Origin of the sequence: Acidaminococcus hominis (assembly GCF_022484025.1) — a bacterium.
In the GTDB taxonomy this organism is placed as follows: Bacteria; Bacillota; Negativicutes; order Acidaminococcales; family Acidaminococcaceae; genus Acidaminococcus; species Acidaminococcus hominis.
On the sequence record NZ_JAKVMG010000001.1, the window covers coordinates 1,373,789 to 1,394,262 of the forward strand.

Here is a 20,474-nt window from a genome sequence, read left to right on the forward strand (position 1 = left end):
TTTAGAATACAATGTCTATTATAGCATAGGTGACCGGGGCTGCCCGGTTTTTCGGCAAAAAGGAATGGCTTGGGAACGGAAAGGCGCTCCCAAGTCATTTTTGTTTTTCTTGGCCAGGGCGGCGCCCTTACTCACTGCGGAGCAGGGACAGGAACTCTGCTTCGTCCAAAATCCGTACGCCCAGGGTCTGGGCCTTGGTATATTTGCTGCCAGGGTCGGCGCCGGCTACCACAAAGTCCGTCTTTTTGCTGACGGAGCTGGTTACCTTGGCGCCCACGTCCTGGGCCATGGTCTGGGCGGTGGCCCGGTCCAGGGTGGGAAGGGTGCCGGTAAAGACCATGGTTTTCCCGTAGAAGGGATGGTTTTCGTTGGCAGCAGGGCCGGAGGTCATGGTCATATTGAGTCCCAGTTCCTTCAGCCGTTCCAACAGGTCCAAATTGGCCGGGTCCCCAAAATAGGTAACCACGCTTTCGGCAATCTTGGGGCCTACGTCGGGAATGGCGGACAGGTCTTCCTGCCGGGCTGCCTTCAGGGCGTCCAGGGTCTTGTAATGGAGGGCCAGGGTCCGGGCTACTTTGGCGCCTACATGGCGGATACCCAGGGCAAACAGCAGCTTATCCAGGCTCTGCTCCTTGCTGGCAGCAATGGCCTGAACCAGGTTGTCGGCGGATTTCTGCCCCATCCGGTCCAGTTCCACCAGCTGCTCTGCGGTAAGCAGGTACAGGTCACTGGGGTCCTTCACCAGGCCTGCTGCCTGGAGCTGATTCAGCACGGAGGGGCCGCAGCCGTCAATATCCATGGCGTCCCGGCTGGTAAAGTGGATCAGCCCTTCCCGTCTCAGCGCCGGGCAATGGGGATTGGTGCAGCGCACGGCGGCCTCGTCGTTTTCCCGCTTGGTGGGCCAGCCGCATTCCGGGCAGGTGGCAGGCATGACAAATTCCTTTTCCTCCCCGGTGCGTTTTTCCGTTACCACTTTCAGCACTTCCGGAATAATTTCTGCGGCTTTGTTGATGATTACCCGGTCGCCGATGCGGATATCTTTTTCTTTGATGAAATCTTCGTTATGCAGGGTGGCCCGGCTGATGGTGCTGCCGGACAGCCGTACCGGATCCAGTACCGCCGTAGGGGTCAGCACGCCGGTGCGGCCTACCTGGATGACGATATCCCGGAGGGTGGTTTCCGCCTGTTCCGGCGGGAACTTGTAGGCCATGGCCCAGCGGGGGTCCTTGCCGGTGGCGCCCAGGATATTCTGCTGCCACACGGCGTTGACCTTTACCACCACCCCGTCGGTGTCGTAGCCCAGGCTGGCCCGTCTGGCGCCGTGGGCCTTGATCAGCTCGTTGGCCTGTTGGATGGTATCCACCTTGGTGCGGCCTTCCGTGGTGGTAAAGCCGTACTGCTGGAGCATATCCATGGATTCATTGTGGGTGGGCAGGGCGCCGGTGCCTACGCCGTAGGCAAAGAAGGCCAGGGACCGTTTGGCAGTTACCTTGGGGTCCAGCTGGCGCAGGGAACCGGCGGCGGCGTTCCGGGGATTGGCAAATTCCCGTTCCCCGTTTTCCAGCCGCTCCTCGTTAAGCACCAGGAAGGCATGGCGGGGCATATACACTTCGCCCCGAACGTCCAGGAGTTCCGGGATTTCCTTGCCGGGAATGGGTTTTAGCTGTTTGGGCACGTTCTCAATGGTCCGGACGTTTTCCGTCACGTTTTCGCCGGTGACCCCATCACCCCGGGTAGCAGCCCGGACAAACCGACCGTTTTCGTAGATGATGCTGCAGGCCAGGCCGTCAATCTTGGGCTCCACCACGTATTCCACCACTGCGTCCTTGGGCAGGCCTTCGTGGACCCTCCGGTCAAACTCCTCCATTTCTTCCGAGGAAAAGGCGTTGGCCAGGCTCAGCAGGGGCGTAATGTGCTTTACTTCCGTAAAACCGGTTTTCACCCGTCCCCCTACCTTCTGGGTGGGAGAATCCGGGGTCACCAGTTCCGGATACTGGGCTTCCAGTTCCCGGAGCTGGCGCATCATACCGTCGTACTCTGCGTCCGTAATGGTGGGCATGTCCTGCACATAATATAGATAAGAATTTTTCTGCAGCTCCTGCCGCAGGGCCAGCACTTTGGCTGCAGCCTGTTCTTTTGTCAACTCGCTCATGGAGTTACCCTCTTTTCTTTGGTTGTAACCAGCCTAGATTTTTTCCAGGATTCGATATTTGGTAGCCAGGGTCTTTACCCCAGCCCCAGGAAACGCCACCTTGACCACCTGGCCGCCTGCATCGGGAACGGCTGAAATCACGGTGCCGGTGCCAAACTTCTTATGCCGGGCCTTGTCCCCGGGAGCAAAGGTGGGTACGGCCCCGCCTTCCGGTACAAAGCCGCCGTGACCTGCCGGGGTCTGGAGCACGCTGCCGGTCCGGTGCCGGGCAATGCCCCTGAGGCCCGAACTGGTGCCGGGGGCAGCAGGACTGCTGCTGTGGTAGGTATGGGGGAAGTAGGCCTGCGGCCGCGCCTTGACGTTCTCCAAAAGGTTCCGGGGAATCTCCTGGAGGAACCGGGAGGGCGGGTACATGACAATCCGGCCGTACACCATCCGGCTCCGGCAGCTGGAAAGGAACAGCTGCTTTTTGGCCCGGGTGATGCCCACATAACACAGCCGCCGTTCTTCTTCCAGCTTGTCCTCGTCTTCCAAGGACCGCTGGCTGGGGAACAGGCCGTCTTCCATACCGCCAATGAACACCACGGGAAATTCCAGGCCCTTGGCCGCATGAAGGGTCATCAGGGTCACAGAATCCTGGGTCAGCTTGGCATCGTCAATGTCCGACACCAGGGCCACATGGTTCAGGAAGTCTTCCAGGGTCTTGTTTTCTTCTTCGTCCCCGTCCTTGGTAAATTCGTCGGCAATCCGGACAAATTCGCTGAGGTTTTCCAGCCGGCTCTTGGCCTGGTCGGAATTTTCCTTCCGGAGGGCTTCCAGATAGCCGCTTTTTTCCAGCAGCTGGGTAATCAGTTCTTTCAGGGGCACCTGGTCCCGGATGGTGGCCAGGTCGTCCATCATGTCACTGAAGGCCTGGATTTTCCCGCAGGAACGGCCCAGGGTGGTCTGGACCTCCGGAATCTTCAGCAGGTCCGGCAGGGGCATTCCAGAGGCGGTCAAAAGCCCCTGAAGCTTGGTCACGCTAGCGGCCCCAATGCCCCGTTTGGGTTCGTTGATGACCCGGGCCAGGGCCTGAAGGTCCCGGCGGTTGCCCAAAAGGCGCAGGTAGGCCAGGGTATCCTTGACCTCTTTCCGGTCGTAGAACTTTAAGCTCCCTACCATCACGTAGGGAATCCCCACGTGGATCAGATTTTCTTCGAACATCCGGGACTGTACGTTGGTCCGGTACAAAATGGCCATATTCCCCAGCTTGACCCCTTCTTTTTGGAGCCGCTGGATCTGGCCCACCACAAACTGGGCTTCTTCCCGGTCGTCCCGGGCTTCGTAGTAGGCAATGGGGCTGCCGTTGCCGTTGGCCGTCCACAGGTTCTTGGGCCGCCGGGCGGAGTTGTTTTTGATGACCCCGTTGGCTGCGTCCAAAATCACCTGGGTGGAACGGTAGTTCTGTTCCAATTTATACACCTGGGCCTTGGGATAATCCTTTTCAAAGTCCAGGATGTTGGCGATATCCGCACCCCGCCAGCCGTAGATGCTCTGGTCAATATCCCCCACGGCGCACAGGTTGTTTTCCGGGGCACTGAGGAGTTTGGCCAACAGGTACTGGACATGGTTGGTGTCCTGATATTCGTCGATCAGCACATAATGGAATTTCTGCTGGTATTTCTGGCGGACTTCCGGGTTGTTCTGGAGCAGGTCCACGGCCAGCAGCAGCAGGTCGTCAAAATCCACAGCGTTGCTCTGCTTCATGCGCTGCATATACAGCCGGTAGATTTCTGCCAGCTTTTTCTGGTGGTAATCCTGGGCAGTGCGTTCCACCTGGTCCGGTCCCATATGGGCGTTTTTGGCGTTGGAAATGGCCGAAAGCACCGCCGGCAGGGGGTAGAACTTTTCGTCCAGGTTCATGGCCTTCAGGACTTCCTTCAGCACGTTCTTGCAGTCCGTGGTGTCATAGATGGAAAAGTCCGAGGTATAGCTGCCTCCGGGCAGGTGCTGGATGTCCCGGCGCAGCAGCTGGTTGCAGAAGCCGTGGAAGGTGTACAGCCACACGTCCTTGGCGGCTGGTCCCACCAGGGCATCCACCCGCTGCCGCATTTCCTTGGCGGCCTTGTTGGTAAAGGTAATGGCCAGGATGCTGTAGGGTTTGACGCCTTTTTCCAGCAAATAGGCAATTTTCGTGGTAAGTACTTTGGTTTTGCCGCTGCCTGCACCGGCGAGTATCAAAATGGGGCCGTTGGTTTGCTCTACGGCCTTGGCTTGTTGTTCGTTAAGGGATGCTAAAAGCTCTGTCATAATTTCCTCGATTCTTCTAGATAGTCCATTTTATTCTATCAGATTTGCAGGCAATTTACCATAAAGCCGGCCCTTCCGGGGCGGCCCTGATTTTGGCCAAAAAGTGTATTTTCGTAGGTTTCTGGTGCCTTTAGGCAGCTGCGGACCTATTTCTCCAGCAGCTGGGGCCAGGCTTGTTCCAGTACCTTCCGGGTGCAGGCATAGGTGTACTGGGCGGCGGCAGGAACCCCTTCCTGCAAAAGGGCATCGCTGATGACCTCCACCCCCAGCACCGCAGGCTGAACGCCCTTCGCCCGAAACATTTGCACAAAGTCCGCGGTCCGGCCGCAGCCGGTGCCGGGGGCCAGCCGGTCGTGCATGGATTCGTCCCGGAGGACGCTAGAGGCATAGGGCCGGGGCAGCACGTCGTCAATTTGCAGGGAGACAATACGGTCTGCCGGAATCTCCTCCAGCAGCCTGCCGTCCAGGGGCTGCTGGGCCCTGACCCAATGCCACAGATCCAGCAGCAGACCGGCGTTGCTGCAGCCGCTGGCCTGGACAATTTCCCAGGCAGCCGCCAGCGTGGGCACCCCGCTGTAGGGCATGGGCTCCAGGGCAATAAGGCGCTTGCCGGCCCGACGGCAGAGTTCTTTCAGTTTCTGGGCGGTATGGTCCAGGGGATAGGTCTCCAGCAGGCCGCAATTGATGTGCTGAACGCCAAACAGGTCGCACATATGGAAACATACCTGTTCCTTGTATTTCTGCTCGTAGGAGCGATTTTCATCGGCCCACTGGGTAATGTATTCCACCTCAGTGACCCGCATATCGTATTGGTCCAGGATGGTCAGCAGGTCCTGGTCCTGGAGCCCCTCGGCCAGGGCGTCGGCGTAGGTTTCGGCCCGCAGGCCAAGCCCTTCGTAGCCAGCGGCTTTGGCGGCGCTGACCCGTTCCTGAAAGCTGCATTTGTCTCCCAGAGTCCAGGAGCTGATGGTAATCGGACAGGTTTTCGACATGGCAAATTCCTCCTTTGCACCGTGCTGCAGGCAGCAGGTTTTGCTTTCTATTTCTAACTGTAACGGTATTTACAATTTTATAGGTCTCTTTTCTTCCCTACGCCATTTATTATACGCTGTTTTCCCGGACTGTTTGCAAAAAAATACTGCACGGCTTCTCCCTTGAGAAACGGTGCAGTATTTGCTTGGGTTAACCCAACATCATCCGGTCATTATCCAGTTCGGTGCCGGCGGCCTTTTCAAACAGGGCCAGCAGGTCCGGAATGGTCAGCTTGGATTTTTCTTCAGCGCCGATATCCACCACAATGTGGCCGGCGTTCATCATGATCAGGCGGTTGCCAAACCGCAGGGCATCCTTCATGTTGTGGGTAATCATCAGGGAGGTCAGGTGGTCCCGAGCAATCACCTTGTCGGTGAGCTGGAGCACTTTTTCTGCGGTTTTGGGGTCCAGGGCTGCGGTGTGCTCGTCCAGGAGCAGAATCCGGGGCTTGTTCATGGCTGCCATAAGCAGGGTCAGGGCCTGGCGCTGGCCGCCGGAAAGCAGGCCCACCCGGCTGGTCAGCCGGTTTTCCAGCCCCAGGTCCAGTTCCTTCAGCAGGGTTCTGAAGCGTTCCCGGTCGGAGTCCTTCAGGGCCCAGGCAAGGCCAGGGGTCTTGCCCCGTCTGGAGGCAATGGCCAGGTTTTCTTCAATCATCATACCGGCGGCAGTACCCATCATGGGGTCCTGGAACACCCGGCCGATATAGCGGGCCCGTTTGTGTTCCGGGGTCTTGGTAACGTCCACGCCGTCAATGAGGATTTCTCCGGTATCCACCGGGAAGACGCCGGCAATGGAGTTCAGCAGCGTGGATTTGCCGGCCCCGTTGCCCCCGATGATGGTGATAAAGTCACCGGGTTCCATATGGAGGTTCACATCGTACAGGGCCCGTTTTTCGTTGACCGTGCCCGGGAAAAATGTCTTGGATAAGTGTTTGATATCAAGCATTATTGGCCCACCTTTCTTCCCAGCAGTTTACCCTTGAACATGGGCAGGGAGAGTGCCAGGGCTACCAACACTGCCGTAAACAGCTTCAGGTCGTTGGGGGGCATGCCCAGCTGGAGCACAAGGGCGATAACCAGCCGGTACACAATGGAGCCCAGGATAACGGAAATCAGGGAGTTCTTGAAGCTCCGGGTCCCAAAGAGGACTTCGCCGATAATCACGGAGGCCAGGCCGATAACGATGGTGCCCACCCCCATGCCCACGTCGGCAAACCCGTTGCTTTGGGCTACCAGGGAGCCGGCTACAGCTACCAGGGCGTTACTGAGAAGCAGGCCCAGGTTCAGCATCAGGTCGGTGTCCACGCCCTGGGCCCGGATCATCTGGGGATTGAAGCCGGTAGCCCGGATGGCAGCACCGATTTCCGTTCCAAAGAACCAGTAGATCAGCACGGAGAAGAACAGGCAGATGATAAAGCCCATAATGAGAATGGCGTTGGAATACGAGCTGCCCAAAAGGTCCTGGACCACGGAAAAAGCAGTGTCCTGTCCCAAAAGGGAAACGTTGGCCTTGCCCATAACCCTCAGGTTCACGGAGTACAGGGCAATCATGGTGAGAATCCCGGCCAAGAGCGCCGGAATCTTCAGTTTGGTGTGCAGAAAGCCGGTGATCAGGCCGGCCAGGCCGCCGGCTAAGGCAGCGGCAAAGATGGCCAAAATGGGGTTCGTGCCCTTCACCATCAGGGTAACGGCAACTGCCGCCCCCAGGGGAAAGGACCCTTCCACGGTCATGTCGGCCACGTCCAGTACCCGGAAGGTAATATAGACACCCAGGGCTAAAAGGGACCACAACAGGCCCTGGGCAATCGTTGGCAATAAGATATCAATCATGGATTATTTAGCTCCTTCGGCTTCCTTTTTGATGGCATCAGGAATGGTCAGTCCTAATTTTTTCACTTGGGCATCGTTGATCAGCACCGTAAAGGTCTGCTGGCTCTGGATGGCCATATTTTCCGGTTTGGATTCCCCTTTGAGAATGGCCGCAGCCATTTCCCCGGTCTGGTAACCCAGTTTGTAGTAGTCAATGCCCAGGGTGGCTACGCCGCCGGCCTTGGTCATGCCGCCTTCCCCGCAGAATACGGGAATCTTGGCTTCGTCGGTGATTTTCACCAGGTTGGCCATGGCGGAGGCCAGCACGTTGTCCGTAGGCACGTAAATGGCGTCCACTTTTCCCACCAGGCTTTGGGCGGCCTGCTGAATGTCATTGACGTTGGAAACGGTGGCTTCCACGGTCTTCAGCCCTCTGGCGGCAGCAGCCTTTTTGGCCAGGTCCACCTGAATCTGGGAATTGACTTCACTGGAGCTGTAGATAAAGCCCAGGGTCTTGGCTTTGGGCATAATCTGTACCAACAGGTCAATCTGGGCTTCCACCGGGTTCATGTCGGTGGTGCCGGTTACGTTGGTGCCGGGTTTGCTGGGGTCCTGCACCAGCTTGGCGGCTTTATAGTCGGTAATGGCGGTGCCCACAATGGGAATGGTCTTGGTGGCATTGGCCATGGTCTGGGCAGCCGGGGTGGCAATGGCACAGACCAGATCATCTTTGTTGGCCACAAAGCGCTGGGCAATGGTCTGAAGGTTGGATTGGTCCCCTTGGGCGTTCTGGCGGTCGAACTTCACGTTCTTGCCTTCCGCAAAGCCTTTGGCGGCCAGGCCGTCCACAAACCCTTTATTGGCGGCGTCCAGGGCGGGGTGTTCCACCAGCTGGAGGATGCCTACGTTATAGACCTTGTCCTTCTGATTTTTGGAGGCAGTATCGCTGCCGCCGCAGCCGGCCGCACCAATGGCCAGGGCTGCCAAAAGGGCTGCAATCCAGAGTTTTCCGCGTGTGTTCATAATAACCCTCCTTTGTCAAACAACTGCTGTGAAGCTTATTTTACGATTTCTGCATTTTTCAGCAAGTCTTCCGGGAAGGTAATTCCCAGAATTTTGGCTTCGGTTTCGTTGACAGTGACCTTCATGTCCTGCTGCTTTTCGATGGGCATGGTCTGGGGCTTGGCCTCGCCTTTCAGGATTTTGGCGGCCATGAGTCCGGTCTGGTAGCCCAGCTTGTAGTAATCAATGCCGATGGTGGCCAGGGCTCCATGCTTCACCACTTCCCCTTCCCCGCAGATGACGGGAATCTTGGCCGGGTTGGTGATTTTGGCCAGGACGGGCATGGCGGAGGCAATGACGTTATCCGTGGGCACGTAGATGGCGTCTACATTGCCCACCAGGCTTTGGGCGGCCTGCTGGATATCGTTGACGGTAGTAATAGTGGCTTCCCGCACGTTAAGGTTCTTGGCGGCGGCCAGGCGTTTCAGTTCTTCTGCCTGGAGCTGGGAGTTGATTTCACTGGAGTTATAGATAACGCCAATGGTTTTGGTCTGGGGTACCAGGCGCAGCAGCAGGTCCAGCTGCTTGTCGATGGGGTTCATATCGGTGGTGCCGGTCACATTGGTACCAGGCTTTTCCGGGTTCTTCACCAGTTTGGCCGACTTGTAATCGGTAATGGCGGTGCCCACAATGGGAATGTCCCGGGTGGCGTTGGCCACGGTTTGGGCGGCGGGTGTGGCGATGGCGCAAATCAGGTCCATATGGCCGTTCACAAACCGCTGGGCAATGGTCTGGAGGTTGGATTGGTCCGCCTGGGCGTTCTGCTTATCCAGCTTCAGATTTTCTCCTTCTTTGTACCCGCCGGCTGCCAGTCCGTCCACAAAGCCCTTATTGGCTGCGTCCAGGGCGGAATGTTCCACCAGCTGTACAATTCCTACTTTGGCTTCTTTCTTTTCCTTACTGCCGGAACTCTGCTCCCCGCACCCGGCGGTGACCCCTAGGGCCAACACCAGAAGGGCCAGGAGTCCCTTTTTCCAGTACTGCATCTCTACCATCCTTCTTTCCTGCGTCCGTTTGTCTGGAGTGTACGCAATCTGATTTTCTTATCATTCTAGCATATTTACCTTACAAGGGCAAAAAAATGTCAAATTATTTTGTCACAAAAAAGTTGATTTCCCAGCAGGGCACATAGGGGTGGCGGCGCAGGTAGATTTTGTACTCCGGCACCAGTTCCCACAGCTTCAGCGGCAGGGCAAACAGGTCCATTTCGTAGTGGTAGCCTGCCAGAAGCAGCTTGAACTGGCAGCGGGCGATGGTCTCAGCGCCGCCCTCCAGGGCTTCCTTTTCGGCCCCTTCCACGTCCATTTTGATGTAGGTAATGGGCTTGCCGTCACTGATGGCGTCAATGGTGGTCAGGGGCACTTCGTCCGTACCGTAGGACACCAGGGCGGACATACGGCCCCCCTTGGCCTGGAAGGAATGTTCCCCTTCCCTGCGCCAGATGCCCTTTTGGAACAGGGAGCAGTTCCGCAGCTGCTCTTCTTCCACATAGTGCCGGAGCTTGCGGAAATTCTTGGGATCCGGTTCCACGGCGTAGATATGCTGGTAGTGGTGGTTGGTCAGTTCCAGGAATTCGGTGAGAGTATCCCCGTTGTAGGCGCCCAGGTCCAGGTAGCTTTCCTCAGGCCCCAGGGGCAGCAGGGTGGTCAGGTCCTCCCGGCGCTGGGTAACATTTTGCAAATATTTCAGGCTGCCGGTCAGCTTGTAGCGGAGAATGTCCTGAAACACCTGCCGGCTCAGGTCGTCGGCCAGGTTTTCGTAGACGGCGGCAAGCTCCCGATGGTACAGGTGGATCCACTGCTCGTCCACTAGCTGAACCTCGTCCAAGAGAGGCAGATGGGGCGCATAGGTTTCGTGGAGCTGGGCCAGGTGGAAAAACCGCTCCAGAATCTCCGGGCGCTCGCTGGCAAAAGCGATGAGAATAATAAAATCTCCCAATTCTTTTTGGATTTCCGCATATTTTTTTACGGTAAAGCCCCGGAACTCCTGGCCCCGGACAAATTCGTCGCTGGCAAAAATGCCGGCCACGGGAATGGAAAGTTCCTGGCACAGGTCCAGGATCTGGTCTGCGCCGTTGCCCATGCCATAGAGGACGATGGGTTTGGTGGTTTGGGTTAAATGGGCCCACAACAGGGGCTCCTGGGCAATCGATTCGAGTACGTCAAGCATGCTGGAGTTCCTTTCCGGCTGCCAGGGCCGGGGCAAAGGCCCGGGGCATCAGGCTGGCAGCAGATTTTTTCGTAGTGGTTTGGCTGGGTGCAGGGGCAGCCGTCCGGGTCACGCTTTGGCCTGCGGCCGGGGTCTGGTCAGCTGCGGCAGAAGCAGCAGCCCCAGCAGGGGCAGTACCCTTTACCGCCCGGGCCCAGTCCTGGAGCTTTCCGGCAATCTGCCGGGCCAGTTCCCCAGGCCGGCCATCCTGCTGGTTATCCTGGGGATACACCCGGAGGATGCGGATATCTTCATAATACACATCGGACCAGTTGTCCCCGTCCATGGTGAGAAAATGGGACTCATCAAGGCCCCGCTTCTGGGACAGGTACAGGGCTCCGGCCATCAGATAGACCCGGTAGGCCGGCTTGTCGTAGCCGGCAGTTTCTGTAATGGTATAGGACCAGCCGTTTTGGCTGACGGTGGCAGAGCCCTCGGCATTAACCGTTACCGCAGCCCCAATGTGCAGAGGTTTTACCCACTGGAGGGCTTTGGCCATCCGGACTTCCGGTTCCGGGTGGGAGGAGAACAGGCCGTAGCCCGGATTCCCCATTTCCTTGGACATATCGTCCAGCTTGGCCATGGTTACGTAAATGCCGTAGGGATTATAGCCGGCCTCGTTGCACATCCGAAAACCTTCCTGGTCCGCTTCCCGCTCGTCCGCCCGGCTGTAGCCGGCCATCAGGGCCTGGGAAGCCGTGGTGGCCAGGGCAATGCCCGCCCCCGGATCCCCGGCGGCAGCCCCGGCCAAAATGGACAGGAAGGACAGGGCCATCTGCTTTTCCAGCTGGTGGACCGTATGGCGCTTTTCCACGTGGCCAATTTCGTGGCCAATCACCGCAGCCAGCTCATCATCGCTGGTCATAAAATCCAAAAGGCCCTTGTACACGTAGATAAAGCCCCCAGGGCAGGACAGGGCGTTGACGTCCTGGGTATTTAATACCTTAAAGGTATAGGTCAGATTCTTCCGGTCGCTGTACTTTACCAGGCTCTGGCCAATGCGGTCCACCCGGGCCTGGACCTCGTCGTTCTGGTACAGCCCATACTGGGCCTCCTGCTGCTGGGCCACCTTCTGGCCCATTTCAATTTCCTGCTTTTCGCTGATCATGGCTGCCTGGGCCTTGGGCAGGGGCAGCAGACAGAACAGGCAGAAAAAACACAGCATATAAAAAAGTTTCTTCAATAAAATCACCTCGCAGGTCTAAAAACAGACTATGGAGTCATTATACACTATTTCCCGGGATAATTCATTTTCTAACGGCCCGTATCGTGCTATAGTATAAGGTATCAACTGTATTGCAAGGAGGAATTCTGAAATCATGCAGACTTACCGTTTAACCCTTTCGGCGCTTCTGGTGGCCATTGGTACCCTGACCGCCAACCTGCTGTATATCCCGGTGGGGATTTCCAAATGCTTCCCCATGCAGCACTGCATCAACGTGCTGTGCGCCGTGCTTTTGGGCCCGTCCTATGCGGCCGCCATCAGCTTTCTCATTGCCCTGCTGCGGAACCTGGCAGGTCTGGGTTCTCCCCTGGCCTTCCCCGGCAGCATGATTGGCGCCATCTGCGCAGCGCTGGTGTACAAGCGCTTCCACACCATTCCCGCCGCCATGGCTGGAGAAATCTTCGGTACCGGCATTCTGGGCGGCTACGTGGCCTACCTGGTAGCCACCTACCTATTGGGCAAAGCCACCCTGGCGTTCTTCTTTATTCCGCCCTTCCTGATCAGCACCACCGGCGGCAGCATCATTGCCGGCCTGCTGCTCAAGAGCGGCGTGCTGAACCCGGTAAAGAACCGACTGGCCCAAAGCCACTAAGCCCCTGCACCCCAGCCTGCTTTCCAGCAATTTCTCCTCTCCTATAGCACACCCATACCTTTACCAGAAAGTAGAAAGGATTCCCTGCCATGCGTATTTTACACACTTCGGACTGGCATTTGGGACGGATTTTTCACGGACTGCATCTTCTGGACGACCAGGCCCTGGCCCTAGAGCAGGTCATGGCCGCCGCCCGGGAGTACCGTGTGGACCTGATTCTCATTGCCGGCGACATTTACGACCGGTCCGTGCCTCCCACGGAGGCCGTCAATTTGCTGGACGAAACCCTGCAGCAAATGGTCCTGCAATTAAAAATTCCTGTGGTGCTGATTTCCGGCAACCACGATAACCCTGACCGGCTGAACTTCGGTCAGGCTCTTTTTGCGTCTTCCGGGCTGTACGTGTACGGCCAGGTTACCCGGGACGCCAAACCCCTGGTGCTCCAGGACGCCTTTGGGGACGTGTATATCTGTCCCCTGCCCTACTGCGAACCTCTGACGGCCACGGAGCTCAGCGGGGAAAAGCAGCATACCCATGATGAGGCGCTGAAATGGCAGGTGGCCCAGATGCTGGCGCAGATTCCTGCGGGTGCCCGGAAAGTGGCCCTCGCCCACGTGTTTCTCACGGGAGCCCAGACCACCCCGGACAGCGAGCGGCCCCTGGCAGCCGGCGGCGCCACCACGGTGTCCATTGACTGCTTCAAGGACTTTGCCTACACGGCCCTGGGCCATCTCCACGCAGCCCAGGCTAACAGCTACAACGTCCGGTACTCCGGCTCCCTGCTGAAATATTCCTTTGCGGAAGCTTCCCAGAAAAAAGGCCTGCAAATTGTGGATCTGAAGGAAGACGGCGCGGTGGAGGTGGAAACCGTATATCTCACGGCTCCCCACGAGCTGGCGGTGCTAAAGGGGGAATTCCAGGACCTATTGGAAAATCCCCGGTTGGAAGCGGCCCAGGACTACCTGCAGGTGGTGCTGACGGATCAGGCACCCATTTTGGACGCCAAGCACCGGCTGGAAACGGTGTACCCCAACATTCTCCAGCTGGGCTACGAACGGCTCCAGCCCCGGGAAGAAGCCCAGGAAACCCGGCAGCGGAAAGGGCTTACCACCGAGGACCTGTTTGGGGCCTTTTTCCGGGAAACGGAGGGCACCGACCTGACGGACCAGGAAAAAGAGCTGCTGCACCAGGTGCTCAATGAACTGGCAGCAGAAGGGAGGAACGCCTGATGCGCCCATTGCAATTGGAAATGACCGCTTTTGGTCCCTACGCCCAAAAGGAAGTCATCGATTTTACGAAATTGGGGGACAAACGCTTTTTCCTGATTACCGGTCCCACCGGCAGCGGAAAGACTACGATTTTGGACGCCATTACCTTTGCCCTGTACGGCACCCCCAGCGGGGACCTGCGGGACAACCGCTCCCTGCGCAGCGACTACGCCACCCCGGACCACAAGACGGAGGTGCTGTTCACCTTCAGCAACCAGGACAAGGTGTACGAGGTCACCCGTACCCCGGAGCAGGAACTGACCAAGCAGCGGGGAGAAGGCACCCGGACGGTGCCAGCAGGAGCGTCGCTGGTGGAAATCCGGCCGGACGGGGAACGGAACATCCTGGGCAAGACCAACAATGCGGTAACCCAGGCCATTGAGGGCATTTTGGGCTTTCAGGCCCGGCAGTTCCGCCAGCTGATGGTGCTGCCCCAGGGGGAATTCCGCCGCTTTCTGGTAGCAGATTCCAAGGAACGGAAAAAGATTCTGGAAACCCTGTTCAAGACCGAACAGTACAGCCAGATTGAAGACCGGCTGGATGCCAAGGCCAAGGCCCTGGAGCAGAAGTACCAGCAGGCCGTCCAGCATTACAAGGCGCTTTTGGAGGCAGCCGGGGCGGAAAGTCCCGAGGCTCTAAAGGAGCAGCTGGTCCAGGAGGAAGCCCAGGAAAAGGCTCTGGAAGCCCAGCGCAAAAGTTCCCAGGAAGCCTACCAAAAGGCCCAGGAGGCTTTCCAGAATGCCCAGCAGACCAGCCATTTGTTCAAACGCCTGGACCAATGCAAACAGCAGCAAAAACAGCTGACGGCCCAGGAACCGGCCCTTGCGGAGCTCCGGCAGAAACTGGTGCTGTTAGATGAGGCCCAAAAGCTCCACCCCTTCTACGAAAATGCCCTGAAGGCCACCCAGGAAAAGAAAAAGGCAGACTACAATGCGGACCAAGCCCAGGCCAACTGGACGGCGGCCCAAAAAGAGCTGACCGCCTGCCTTGCCAAGGCCAACCAGACCAACAAGGACGCTCTCCAGGAACAGGCCAACCAGTGCCGGGAGGAAATGACCCGGATGGCAGTGGTCTCCGGGGAAACGGTGCGGCTGGCCCAGCAGCTGGTGGACGGAAAGCCCTGCCCGGTGTGCGGGGCGCTGGAACACCCCAGTCCGGCCAACGAAACCCAAAAGGACCGGCAGGCCCTGAAAGCCAAAATCCAGGCCATGGAGAACCGGCTGAAGGAGCTGGACCGGCTCCAGCGGGAACTGGACCGGGCCCAGGCCCAGGTAAACCAGGCGGAAGGCTCCTGCAAGGCTTCCCAGCAGCACGCCCAGGAGGCGGAAAAACTGTTCGAGGCAGAACGGGAAGCGTTCCGCGCCGCCCTGGAGGCCTCCTCCTTTGCCGACCAGCACGCCTTTTTGGCCGCCCACAGCCAGCTGGAACACAAGGCGGACTGGCAGGCCCAGCTGGACCGGTACCGGGAGCAGAAGGCCCGGCTGGAAGGAGAACGGGAAAGTCTGGAAAAACAGCTTGAGGGCAAGACCCTGCCGGAGCTGCCGCCCCTGGAGGAAGCCGTGCACCAGGCCCGGCAGGCCTGGAACAGCGCAGCCACCCAGGCAGGCGCCCTTCAGGCCAGTCTCAAGCGGGAGCGGCAAACCCTGGCTGCCCTGGAAAAGACCCGGGAGGAAGGGAAAAAGATTCACGAGGCCTACCGGCCCATCGGCCATCTGGCCCAGGCTGCCCGGGGCAACAACGCCCGGAAGCTGACCTTCTCCTCCTTTGTGCTTCAGGCAGTGCTGGACGATGTGCTGGAAACGGCCAACCTGCGGCTGTCCAAAATCAGCCAGGGCCGGTACACCCTGTACCGGAGCCAGGAGATTGTGGACGCCCGGAAGGAACAGGGGCTGGGGCTGGAAATTATGGACGCCTTCACCGGCCAGGCCCGGGCGGTAACCACCCTGTCCGGGGGCGAGATTTTCTTCACCTCTCTTTCCCTGGCCCTGGGGCTGTCCGATGTGCTGGAAGCCTACGCCGGGGGCCTGCACCTGGACACCATTTTGGTGGACGAGGGCTTTGGTTCCCTGGACCCGGAAACCCTGGACGGGGCCATCACCTCCCTGTTGGAACTCCAGAAGGGAGGCCGGCTGGTGGGCATTATCTCCCACGTGGCAGAGCTGAAGGAACGGATCAGCGCCCAGCTGGAAATCATTCCCACGGGCCAGGGCAGCCGGACAGAATTCCACGTGAGCTAGGCGCAGAAAAGCGCCCTGGCTGGATAACTCCAGGACGCTTTTGCTTAATTCTTATAAAAAACGGAGCAGTACAAAAATGCCATGCACTTTTGTACTGCTCCATTTGCTTTTTTAGGTTTATTTCTCCCCCAGCTTCAGGGAAGGGTCGGCATTCAGGTTCAAAGCCGCAAAGTCGTGATGCTTGTACTGATAGTACCCGCGCACGGCTACCATGACGGCGTTGTCCGTGCAGAGAATGGGCGTGGGATGCACCAGTTCGGCGCCCACGGCCTTGGCACCCGCTGCCAGGGCTTCCTGGAGGTGCTTATTGGCGGATACGCCGCCGGCCAGGACAATCTTTTTGAGGCCGGTGCTCTTGAGGGCCTGCTGGCTCTTTTGGACCAATACGTCCACAATGGCCTGCTGGAAGGAAGCGGCCACGTCGGCCTTGCTCCAGTCGCTGCCCCGCTGCTCCTCGCTATGGATGTGGTTGATGACAGCGGATTTCAGGCCGCTGAAGCTAAAGTCAAAGGTATTGGGCAGCAGAGGCCGGGGGAAATCAATGGCCTTAGGGTCCCCGCCCTGGGCCAGTTTCTCGATTTCCGGGCCGCCGGGATAGGGCAGCCCCATGAACCGGGCAATTTTGTCGAAGGCTTCCCCTGCCGCATCGTCCCGGGTTTGGCCCAGCAGCCGGAAAGTCATTTCGTCTTCCACTACCAAAAGGGAGGTGTGGCCACCGCTGACCACCAGGGCCAAAAAGGGCGGCTTCAGGTCCGGGTCCGCCAAAAAGTTGGCGAAAACGTGGCCTTCCAGATGGTTCACCCCGATGAGGGGCTTGCCGGTGCCCAGGGCCAGTCCCTTGGCGGCAGAAAGCCCTACCAGAAGGGCTCCCACCAGCCCCGGCCCGTAGGTGACGGCAATGGCGTCCACGTCCTTTAGGGTCAGGTGGGCGTCGCTTAGGGCCTTATCAATCACGGGCATTACGTGTTCAATATGTTTTCGGGATGCGATTTCCGGCACCACCCCGCCAAATTTCCGATGGACGGGGATTTGGGTGGAAACCACATTGGATAATACCGTGCGTCCGTTTTGGACCACGGAGGCAGCCGTTTCGTCGCAGCTGCTTTCTATGCCTAAAATGGTAATCGCTTTTTCTTCCATAATCTCCTCTATGCCAGGGTGCACGTCATCAAGATGGCGTCTTCCCCACTATCCGTATAATAACCGGCTCTCCGGCCGTTTTCGCTAAAGCCCCAGTGCGCATAGGTCTTGCGGGCAGGCAGGTTGTGCTCCCGGACTTCCAGGGTTACTTCCGTGGCCAAGAGCTCCCGGGCCCGGTCCAGCATTGCGCCTACCAAGGCATTGCCCCAGCCCTCTCCCCGGCGTCCCGTGTCCACCGCCAGGCGCATAATCTGGGCCTCTCCGGCCACCAGCCAAAAGCCTCCGTAGGCCACCGGGCTGCCTGTTTCATCAAGGAGCAGCAGGTAGTGGCTCAGGCGGCCGTTCAGCTCGTCCAGCCAGGTCTCCCGGCTCCAGGCTTCCGGAAAGGAGCCTGCGTCCACGGGCAGCAGCCAGTCCAGGTCCTGTTCCGTCAGGGCTCTTACGCCTTGGGATGTCGTTTTTCCCATAATTCTTCCGCCTCCGAGCGCCGGATATAAAAGGGATCCATGCCAAAATAGCTGTGGAGTTCTCCGGGCACGTACTGGGCTGCACCCAGAATGGCCACCGAGGACCCTCTGGGCAGCCGGGCACTGCTGGGGGCCAGGGAAACAAAGGGGCAATTGTCCAAAAGGGGAACCCGCTGGGTTTCTCCCATAAGAATGGCCGGCAGTTCCTGGGCATTGAGAAGCGCACCCACTTCCTTGCCCGGCACAATCTGCACCGGTTCCACTTCCACCATTTTACCCTCCTGCCACTGGTACCGCCCCAGGTACACATTCCCCTTTTGGGCGTCCAGTACCGGCGCCAGAAGGACCCCTTCCACCGGCAGATTATAGGCAATCACCTGCAGGGTATCAACGGCCACCAGGGGCAGGTTCAAACTGTAGGCCAGGGCTTCCGCCGTAGCCATGCCAATGCGCAGGCCCGTAAAGGAACCGGGACCCCGGCTTACGGCAATGAGCTCCAGTTCCTCTTTGGTCACCTGGGCCAGGGTGAGCAGCTGCTCCAGCTGGGGTACCAGACCCTCCGAATGGGTGAGCCCCACGTTGATGTCCACTGCTCCCAGAATTTTATCGTCTTTTGCCACCGCCACGGAGCAGACCCGGGTGGAGGTATCAATTCCTAATGTCAGCACAATTCTTCAACCTTTCTTGCCAAAGCTTCGTAATGTTCCCCATGGGGAATCAGCCGGGCTTCCCGTCCGTTGTCCTTCCGGAGCAGCTGGATTTCCAGATTTTCCGGGGGCATCTCTTCCGGGAACAGCTCGGCCCATTCGATGAAGGTCACCCCATCGTAACCGGCGTATTCGGAAAAGCCGATGTCTTCCAATTCTTCCTCCCGGTTGATCCGGTACAAATCGAAATGTTTTACGGACAGGTTCTTTCCCTTATAGATGTTCATCAGGGAAAAAGTGGGAGAGGTCACTTCGGCCGGATCCACCCCCAGGGCTTTGGCGGCTGCAATCACCAGACAGGTCTTGCCGGCTCCCAGGTCTCCATTGAGGAGTACCACGTCACCGTCCGTCAGCAGGCTGCCCAAATGGGTGCCCAGGGCTGCGGTTGCCGCCTCATCCGGGCAATACAGGGTTACCATGATTTTTCCCTCCTTCAGCACGGGCTGCGCCTAGCGCAGGTTCCCGTAAATACAAGAAAAGGGGCTGCAGTGCACAGCCCCTTGCGTCGTCTTATTTATCCAGAGTAGGACCAGCGGAAGCAATGTCTTCCGTTACCTCACCAGCAAATTTCTTGAAGTTTTCCTGGAACAGGCCGGCCAGTTTGGCACAGGTCTGATCGTAGGCTTCCTTGTCTTCCCAGGTGGACCGGGGATCCAGCACTTCGTCCGGCACGTTGGGGCAGGACTTGGGCACAGCCACGTTGAATAACGGCATGGTGGTCCAGCCTTCCTTGCCCAGTTCACCGTCCAGGGCTGCGTGGATCATGGCCCGGGTGTAGGCCAGTTTCATCCGGCTGCCAACCCCGTAGGGGCCGCCGGTCCAGCCGGTGTTCACCAGGTATACGTTGGTCTCATGCTTGGCAATCCGTTCCCCCAGAAGCTTGGCATAGGTCAGCGGAGGCAGGGGCAGGAACGGTGCGCCAAAGGCCGTGGAGAACGTGGCCTGGGGTTCCGTAATGCCCCGTTCGGTACCGGCAACCTTGCTGGTATAGCCCGTCAGGTAGTGGTACATGGCCTGCTCCTTGGTGAGCTTGGAGATGGGAGGCAGTACCCCGAAGGCATCAGCCGTCAGCAGGATGATGTTCTTGGGATGGGTGGCCATGCTGGGCAGCTTGGCGTTGGGAATATAGTTCAGGGGATAGGCTACCCGGGTGTTTTCCGTAATGGTCCGGTCGGAGAAGTCAGGAGCCCCGGTCTTGGAATCCACCACCACGTTTTCCATCACGGCGCCGAAACGCACGGCATGGAAAATCTCCGGCTGGCTGTCTTCGGTCAGGTCGATGCACTTGGCATAGCAGCCGCCTTCGATGTTGAATACCCCGTTATCTCCCCAGCCGTGTTCATCGTCACCAATCAGGGAACGTTTGGGGTCTGCGGACAGGGTGGTTTTCCCGGTGCCGGACAGGCCAAAGAACAGGGCTACGTCGCCCTTGGGGCCCTCATTGCAGGAGCAGTGCATGGTAAGAATGTTCTGCAGGGGCAGCAGGTAATTCATTACAGAGAAAATGGATTTCTTCAGTTCGCCGGCATAACGGCCGCCGCCGATGAGCACCACTTTCTTGTCGAAGTTCAGAATAATGAAGGTTTCAGAGTTGGTGTGGTCCAGTGCCGGTTCTGCTTCCACATCCGGCAGGGAGATGACGGTAAAGTCTTCCTGAACAGTGCTGGGTTCATTGGATTTAATGAACAGCTGGTTCACGAATACACTCTGCCAAGCCATCTGGTTGATGAACTTTACCCGAATCTGATACTTGGGATCGGCACCGGCCTTCACGTTGTTCACGTATACCCGGTGGGTCTTGATATAGGCTTCGCACTTGGCGTAAATCCGGTCAAAGGTTTCCTGGCTGCAGGGCTGGTTGTTGGTCCAGCTGACCACATCATGGGTCAGAGGTGTGTCCACAATGAACTTGTCCTTGGGAGAACGGCCGGTATGGGTACCGGTAGTTACCCGCAGCGCGCCCGTATCAGAAAAAGTACCTTCTCCGTTGCGAATGGCTTCTTCAATGAGCTCACGCACGCTTAAATCTCTGACTACTTCTTTTGCTTCCGCTAACAATCCCGTACTGATCATTTTTCGTTAACCTCTCCTATTTCCCCATGGGACCGCCAAAGTCCGCATATTTTGTATACCGTAAATTATATGACATTTTCCGTTATCTGACAATAAGCCAACTGAAGACAATTTATCTACTATTTCATAGGTAATAATTATATTTCCAATTCCTACCTATTCAATAAAATAAGGCTGTGAAGTTCGTTTCACAGCCTTATTCAGCCATAAATAC

At 57.9% G+C, this 20,474-nt stretch carries 17 protein-coding genes; 3 read left to right on the plus strand and 14 right to left on the minus strand.

Annotation, left to right across the window (positions count from 1 at the left end; all coding sequences use genetic code 11):
* Positions 1 to 127: 127 nt before the first annotated feature.
* The 9 genes from ligA to LKE88_RS06075 form a co-directional block, all read right to left on the minus strand.
* A complete protein-coding gene (ligA, locus tag LKE88_RS06035; protein WP_105326048.1) occupies positions 128 to 2,152 on the minus strand; it encodes an NAD-dependent DNA ligase LigA in 2,025 nt (674 codons plus the stop codon).
* 33 nt (positions 2,153 to 2,185) lie between these two features.
* Positions 2,186 to 4,441, minus strand: a complete 2,256-nt coding sequence (gene pcrA / locus LKE88_RS06040) for a DNA helicase PcrA (RefSeq protein WP_105326049.1) — start codon at positions 4,439 to 4,441, stop codon at positions 2,186 to 2,188.
* 146 nt (positions 4,442 to 4,587) lie between these two features.
* Entirely contained in the window at positions 4,588 to 5,433 is an 846-nt protein-coding gene (locus tag LKE88_RS06045; RefSeq protein WP_105326050.1) for a sugar phosphate isomerase/epimerase family protein, read from the minus strand.
* A 190-nt stretch (positions 5,434 to 5,623) separates the two neighbouring features.
* The gene (locus LKE88_RS06050) at positions 5,624 to 6,418 is read right to left on the minus strand and encodes an ABC transporter ATP-binding protein (protein WP_105326051.1); all 795 of its coding nucleotides are present in this window, start codon (positions 6,416 to 6,418) and stop codon (positions 5,624 to 5,626) included.
* Complete coding sequence (locus LKE88_RS06055; RefSeq protein WP_200820198.1) at positions 6,418 to 7,302, minus strand: ABC transporter permease; 885 nt, start codon at positions 7,300 to 7,302, stop codon at positions 6,418 to 6,420. The genes LKE88_RS06050 and LKE88_RS06055 overlap by 1 nt, the downstream gene beginning before the upstream one ends.
* Positions 7,303 to 7,305: 3 nt before the next feature.
* Entirely contained in the window at positions 7,306 to 8,304 is a 999-nt protein-coding gene (locus LKE88_RS06060) for an ABC transporter substrate-binding protein (protein ID WP_105326052.1), read from the minus strand.
* Positions 8,305 to 8,339: 35 nt separating this feature from the next.
* Positions 8,340 to 9,329, minus strand: coding sequence for an ABC transporter substrate-binding protein (locus LKE88_RS06065; RefSeq protein ID WP_200820199.1), 990 nt, complete (start codon positions 9,327 to 9,329; stop codon positions 8,340 to 8,342).
* A gap of 103 nt (positions 9,330 to 9,432) precedes the next feature.
* A complete protein-coding gene (locus tag LKE88_RS06070; RefSeq protein ID WP_105326054.1) occupies positions 9,433 to 10,512 on the minus strand; it encodes an FkbM family methyltransferase in 1,080 nt (359 codons plus the stop codon).
* Positions 10,505 to 11,743, minus strand: coding sequence for a M48 family metallopeptidase (locus tag LKE88_RS06075; RefSeq protein WP_231085931.1), 1,239 nt, complete (start codon positions 11,741 to 11,743; stop codon positions 10,505 to 10,507). The genes LKE88_RS06070 and LKE88_RS06075 overlap by 8 nt, the downstream gene beginning before the upstream one ends.
* A gap of 127 nt (positions 11,744 to 11,870) precedes the next feature.
* Between LKE88_RS06075 and thiW the strand changes: the two genes are divergently transcribed.
* From thiW to LKE88_RS06090, 3 genes are all read left to right on the plus strand, one after another.
* On the plus strand, positions 11,871 to 12,368 hold the full coding sequence (gene thiW / locus LKE88_RS06080; RefSeq protein WP_105326056.1) for an energy coupling factor transporter S component ThiW: 498 nt from the start codon (positions 11,871 to 11,873) through the stop codon (positions 12,366 to 12,368).
* An 89-nt stretch (positions 12,369 to 12,457) separates the two neighbouring features.
* Positions 12,458 to 13,597 (plus strand): exonuclease SbcCD subunit D, encoded by a 1,140-nt coding sequence (locus LKE88_RS06085; protein ID WP_276803055.1) that lies wholly within the window; start codon positions 12,458 to 12,460, stop codon positions 13,595 to 13,597.
* Positions 13,597 to 15,873: an AAA family ATPase gene (locus LKE88_RS06090; RefSeq protein ID WP_105326058.1), complete on the plus strand. Its 2,277-nt coding sequence runs from the start codon at positions 13,597 to 13,599 to the stop codon at positions 15,871 to 15,873. The genes LKE88_RS06085 and LKE88_RS06090 overlap by 1 nt, the downstream gene beginning before the upstream one ends.
* Positions 15,874 to 15,990: 117 nt before the next feature.
* On the opposite strand, the gene tsaD is transcribed toward LKE88_RS06090, so the two are convergent.
* The 5 genes from tsaD to pckA form a co-directional block, all read right to left on the minus strand.
* A complete protein-coding gene (tsaD, locus tag LKE88_RS06095; protein WP_105326059.1) occupies positions 15,991 to 17,013 on the minus strand; it encodes a tRNA (adenosine(37)-N6)-threonylcarbamoyltransferase complex transferase subunit TsaD in 1,023 nt (340 codons plus the stop codon).
* Between the two features lie 8 nt (positions 17,014 to 17,021).
* Positions 17,022 to 17,480 (minus strand): ribosomal protein S18-alanine N-acetyltransferase, encoded by a 459-nt coding sequence (gene rimI / locus LKE88_RS06100; RefSeq protein WP_105326060.1) that lies wholly within the window; start codon positions 17,478 to 17,480, stop codon positions 17,022 to 17,024.
* On the minus strand, positions 17,453 to 18,148 hold the full coding sequence (gene tsaB / locus LKE88_RS06105; protein WP_105326061.1) for a tRNA (adenosine(37)-N6)-threonylcarbamoyltransferase complex dimerization subunit type 1 TsaB: 696 nt from the start codon (positions 18,146 to 18,148) through the stop codon (positions 17,453 to 17,455). Before tsaB ends, rimI begins: the two co-directional genes overlap by 28 nt.
* Entirely contained in the window at positions 18,142 to 18,606 is a 465-nt protein-coding gene (gene tsaE, locus LKE88_RS06110; RefSeq protein ID WP_105326062.1) for a tRNA (adenosine(37)-N6)-threonylcarbamoyltransferase complex ATPase subunit type 1 TsaE, read from the minus strand. Before tsaE ends, tsaB begins: the two co-directional genes overlap by 7 nt.
* A gap of 91 nt (positions 18,607 to 18,697) precedes the next feature.
* Positions 18,698 to 20,260, minus strand: a complete 1,563-nt coding sequence (pckA, locus tag LKE88_RS06115; protein ID WP_105326063.1) for a phosphoenolpyruvate carboxykinase (ATP) — start codon at positions 20,258 to 20,260, stop codon at positions 18,698 to 18,700.
* Positions 20,261 to 20,474: the final 214 nt, after the last annotated feature.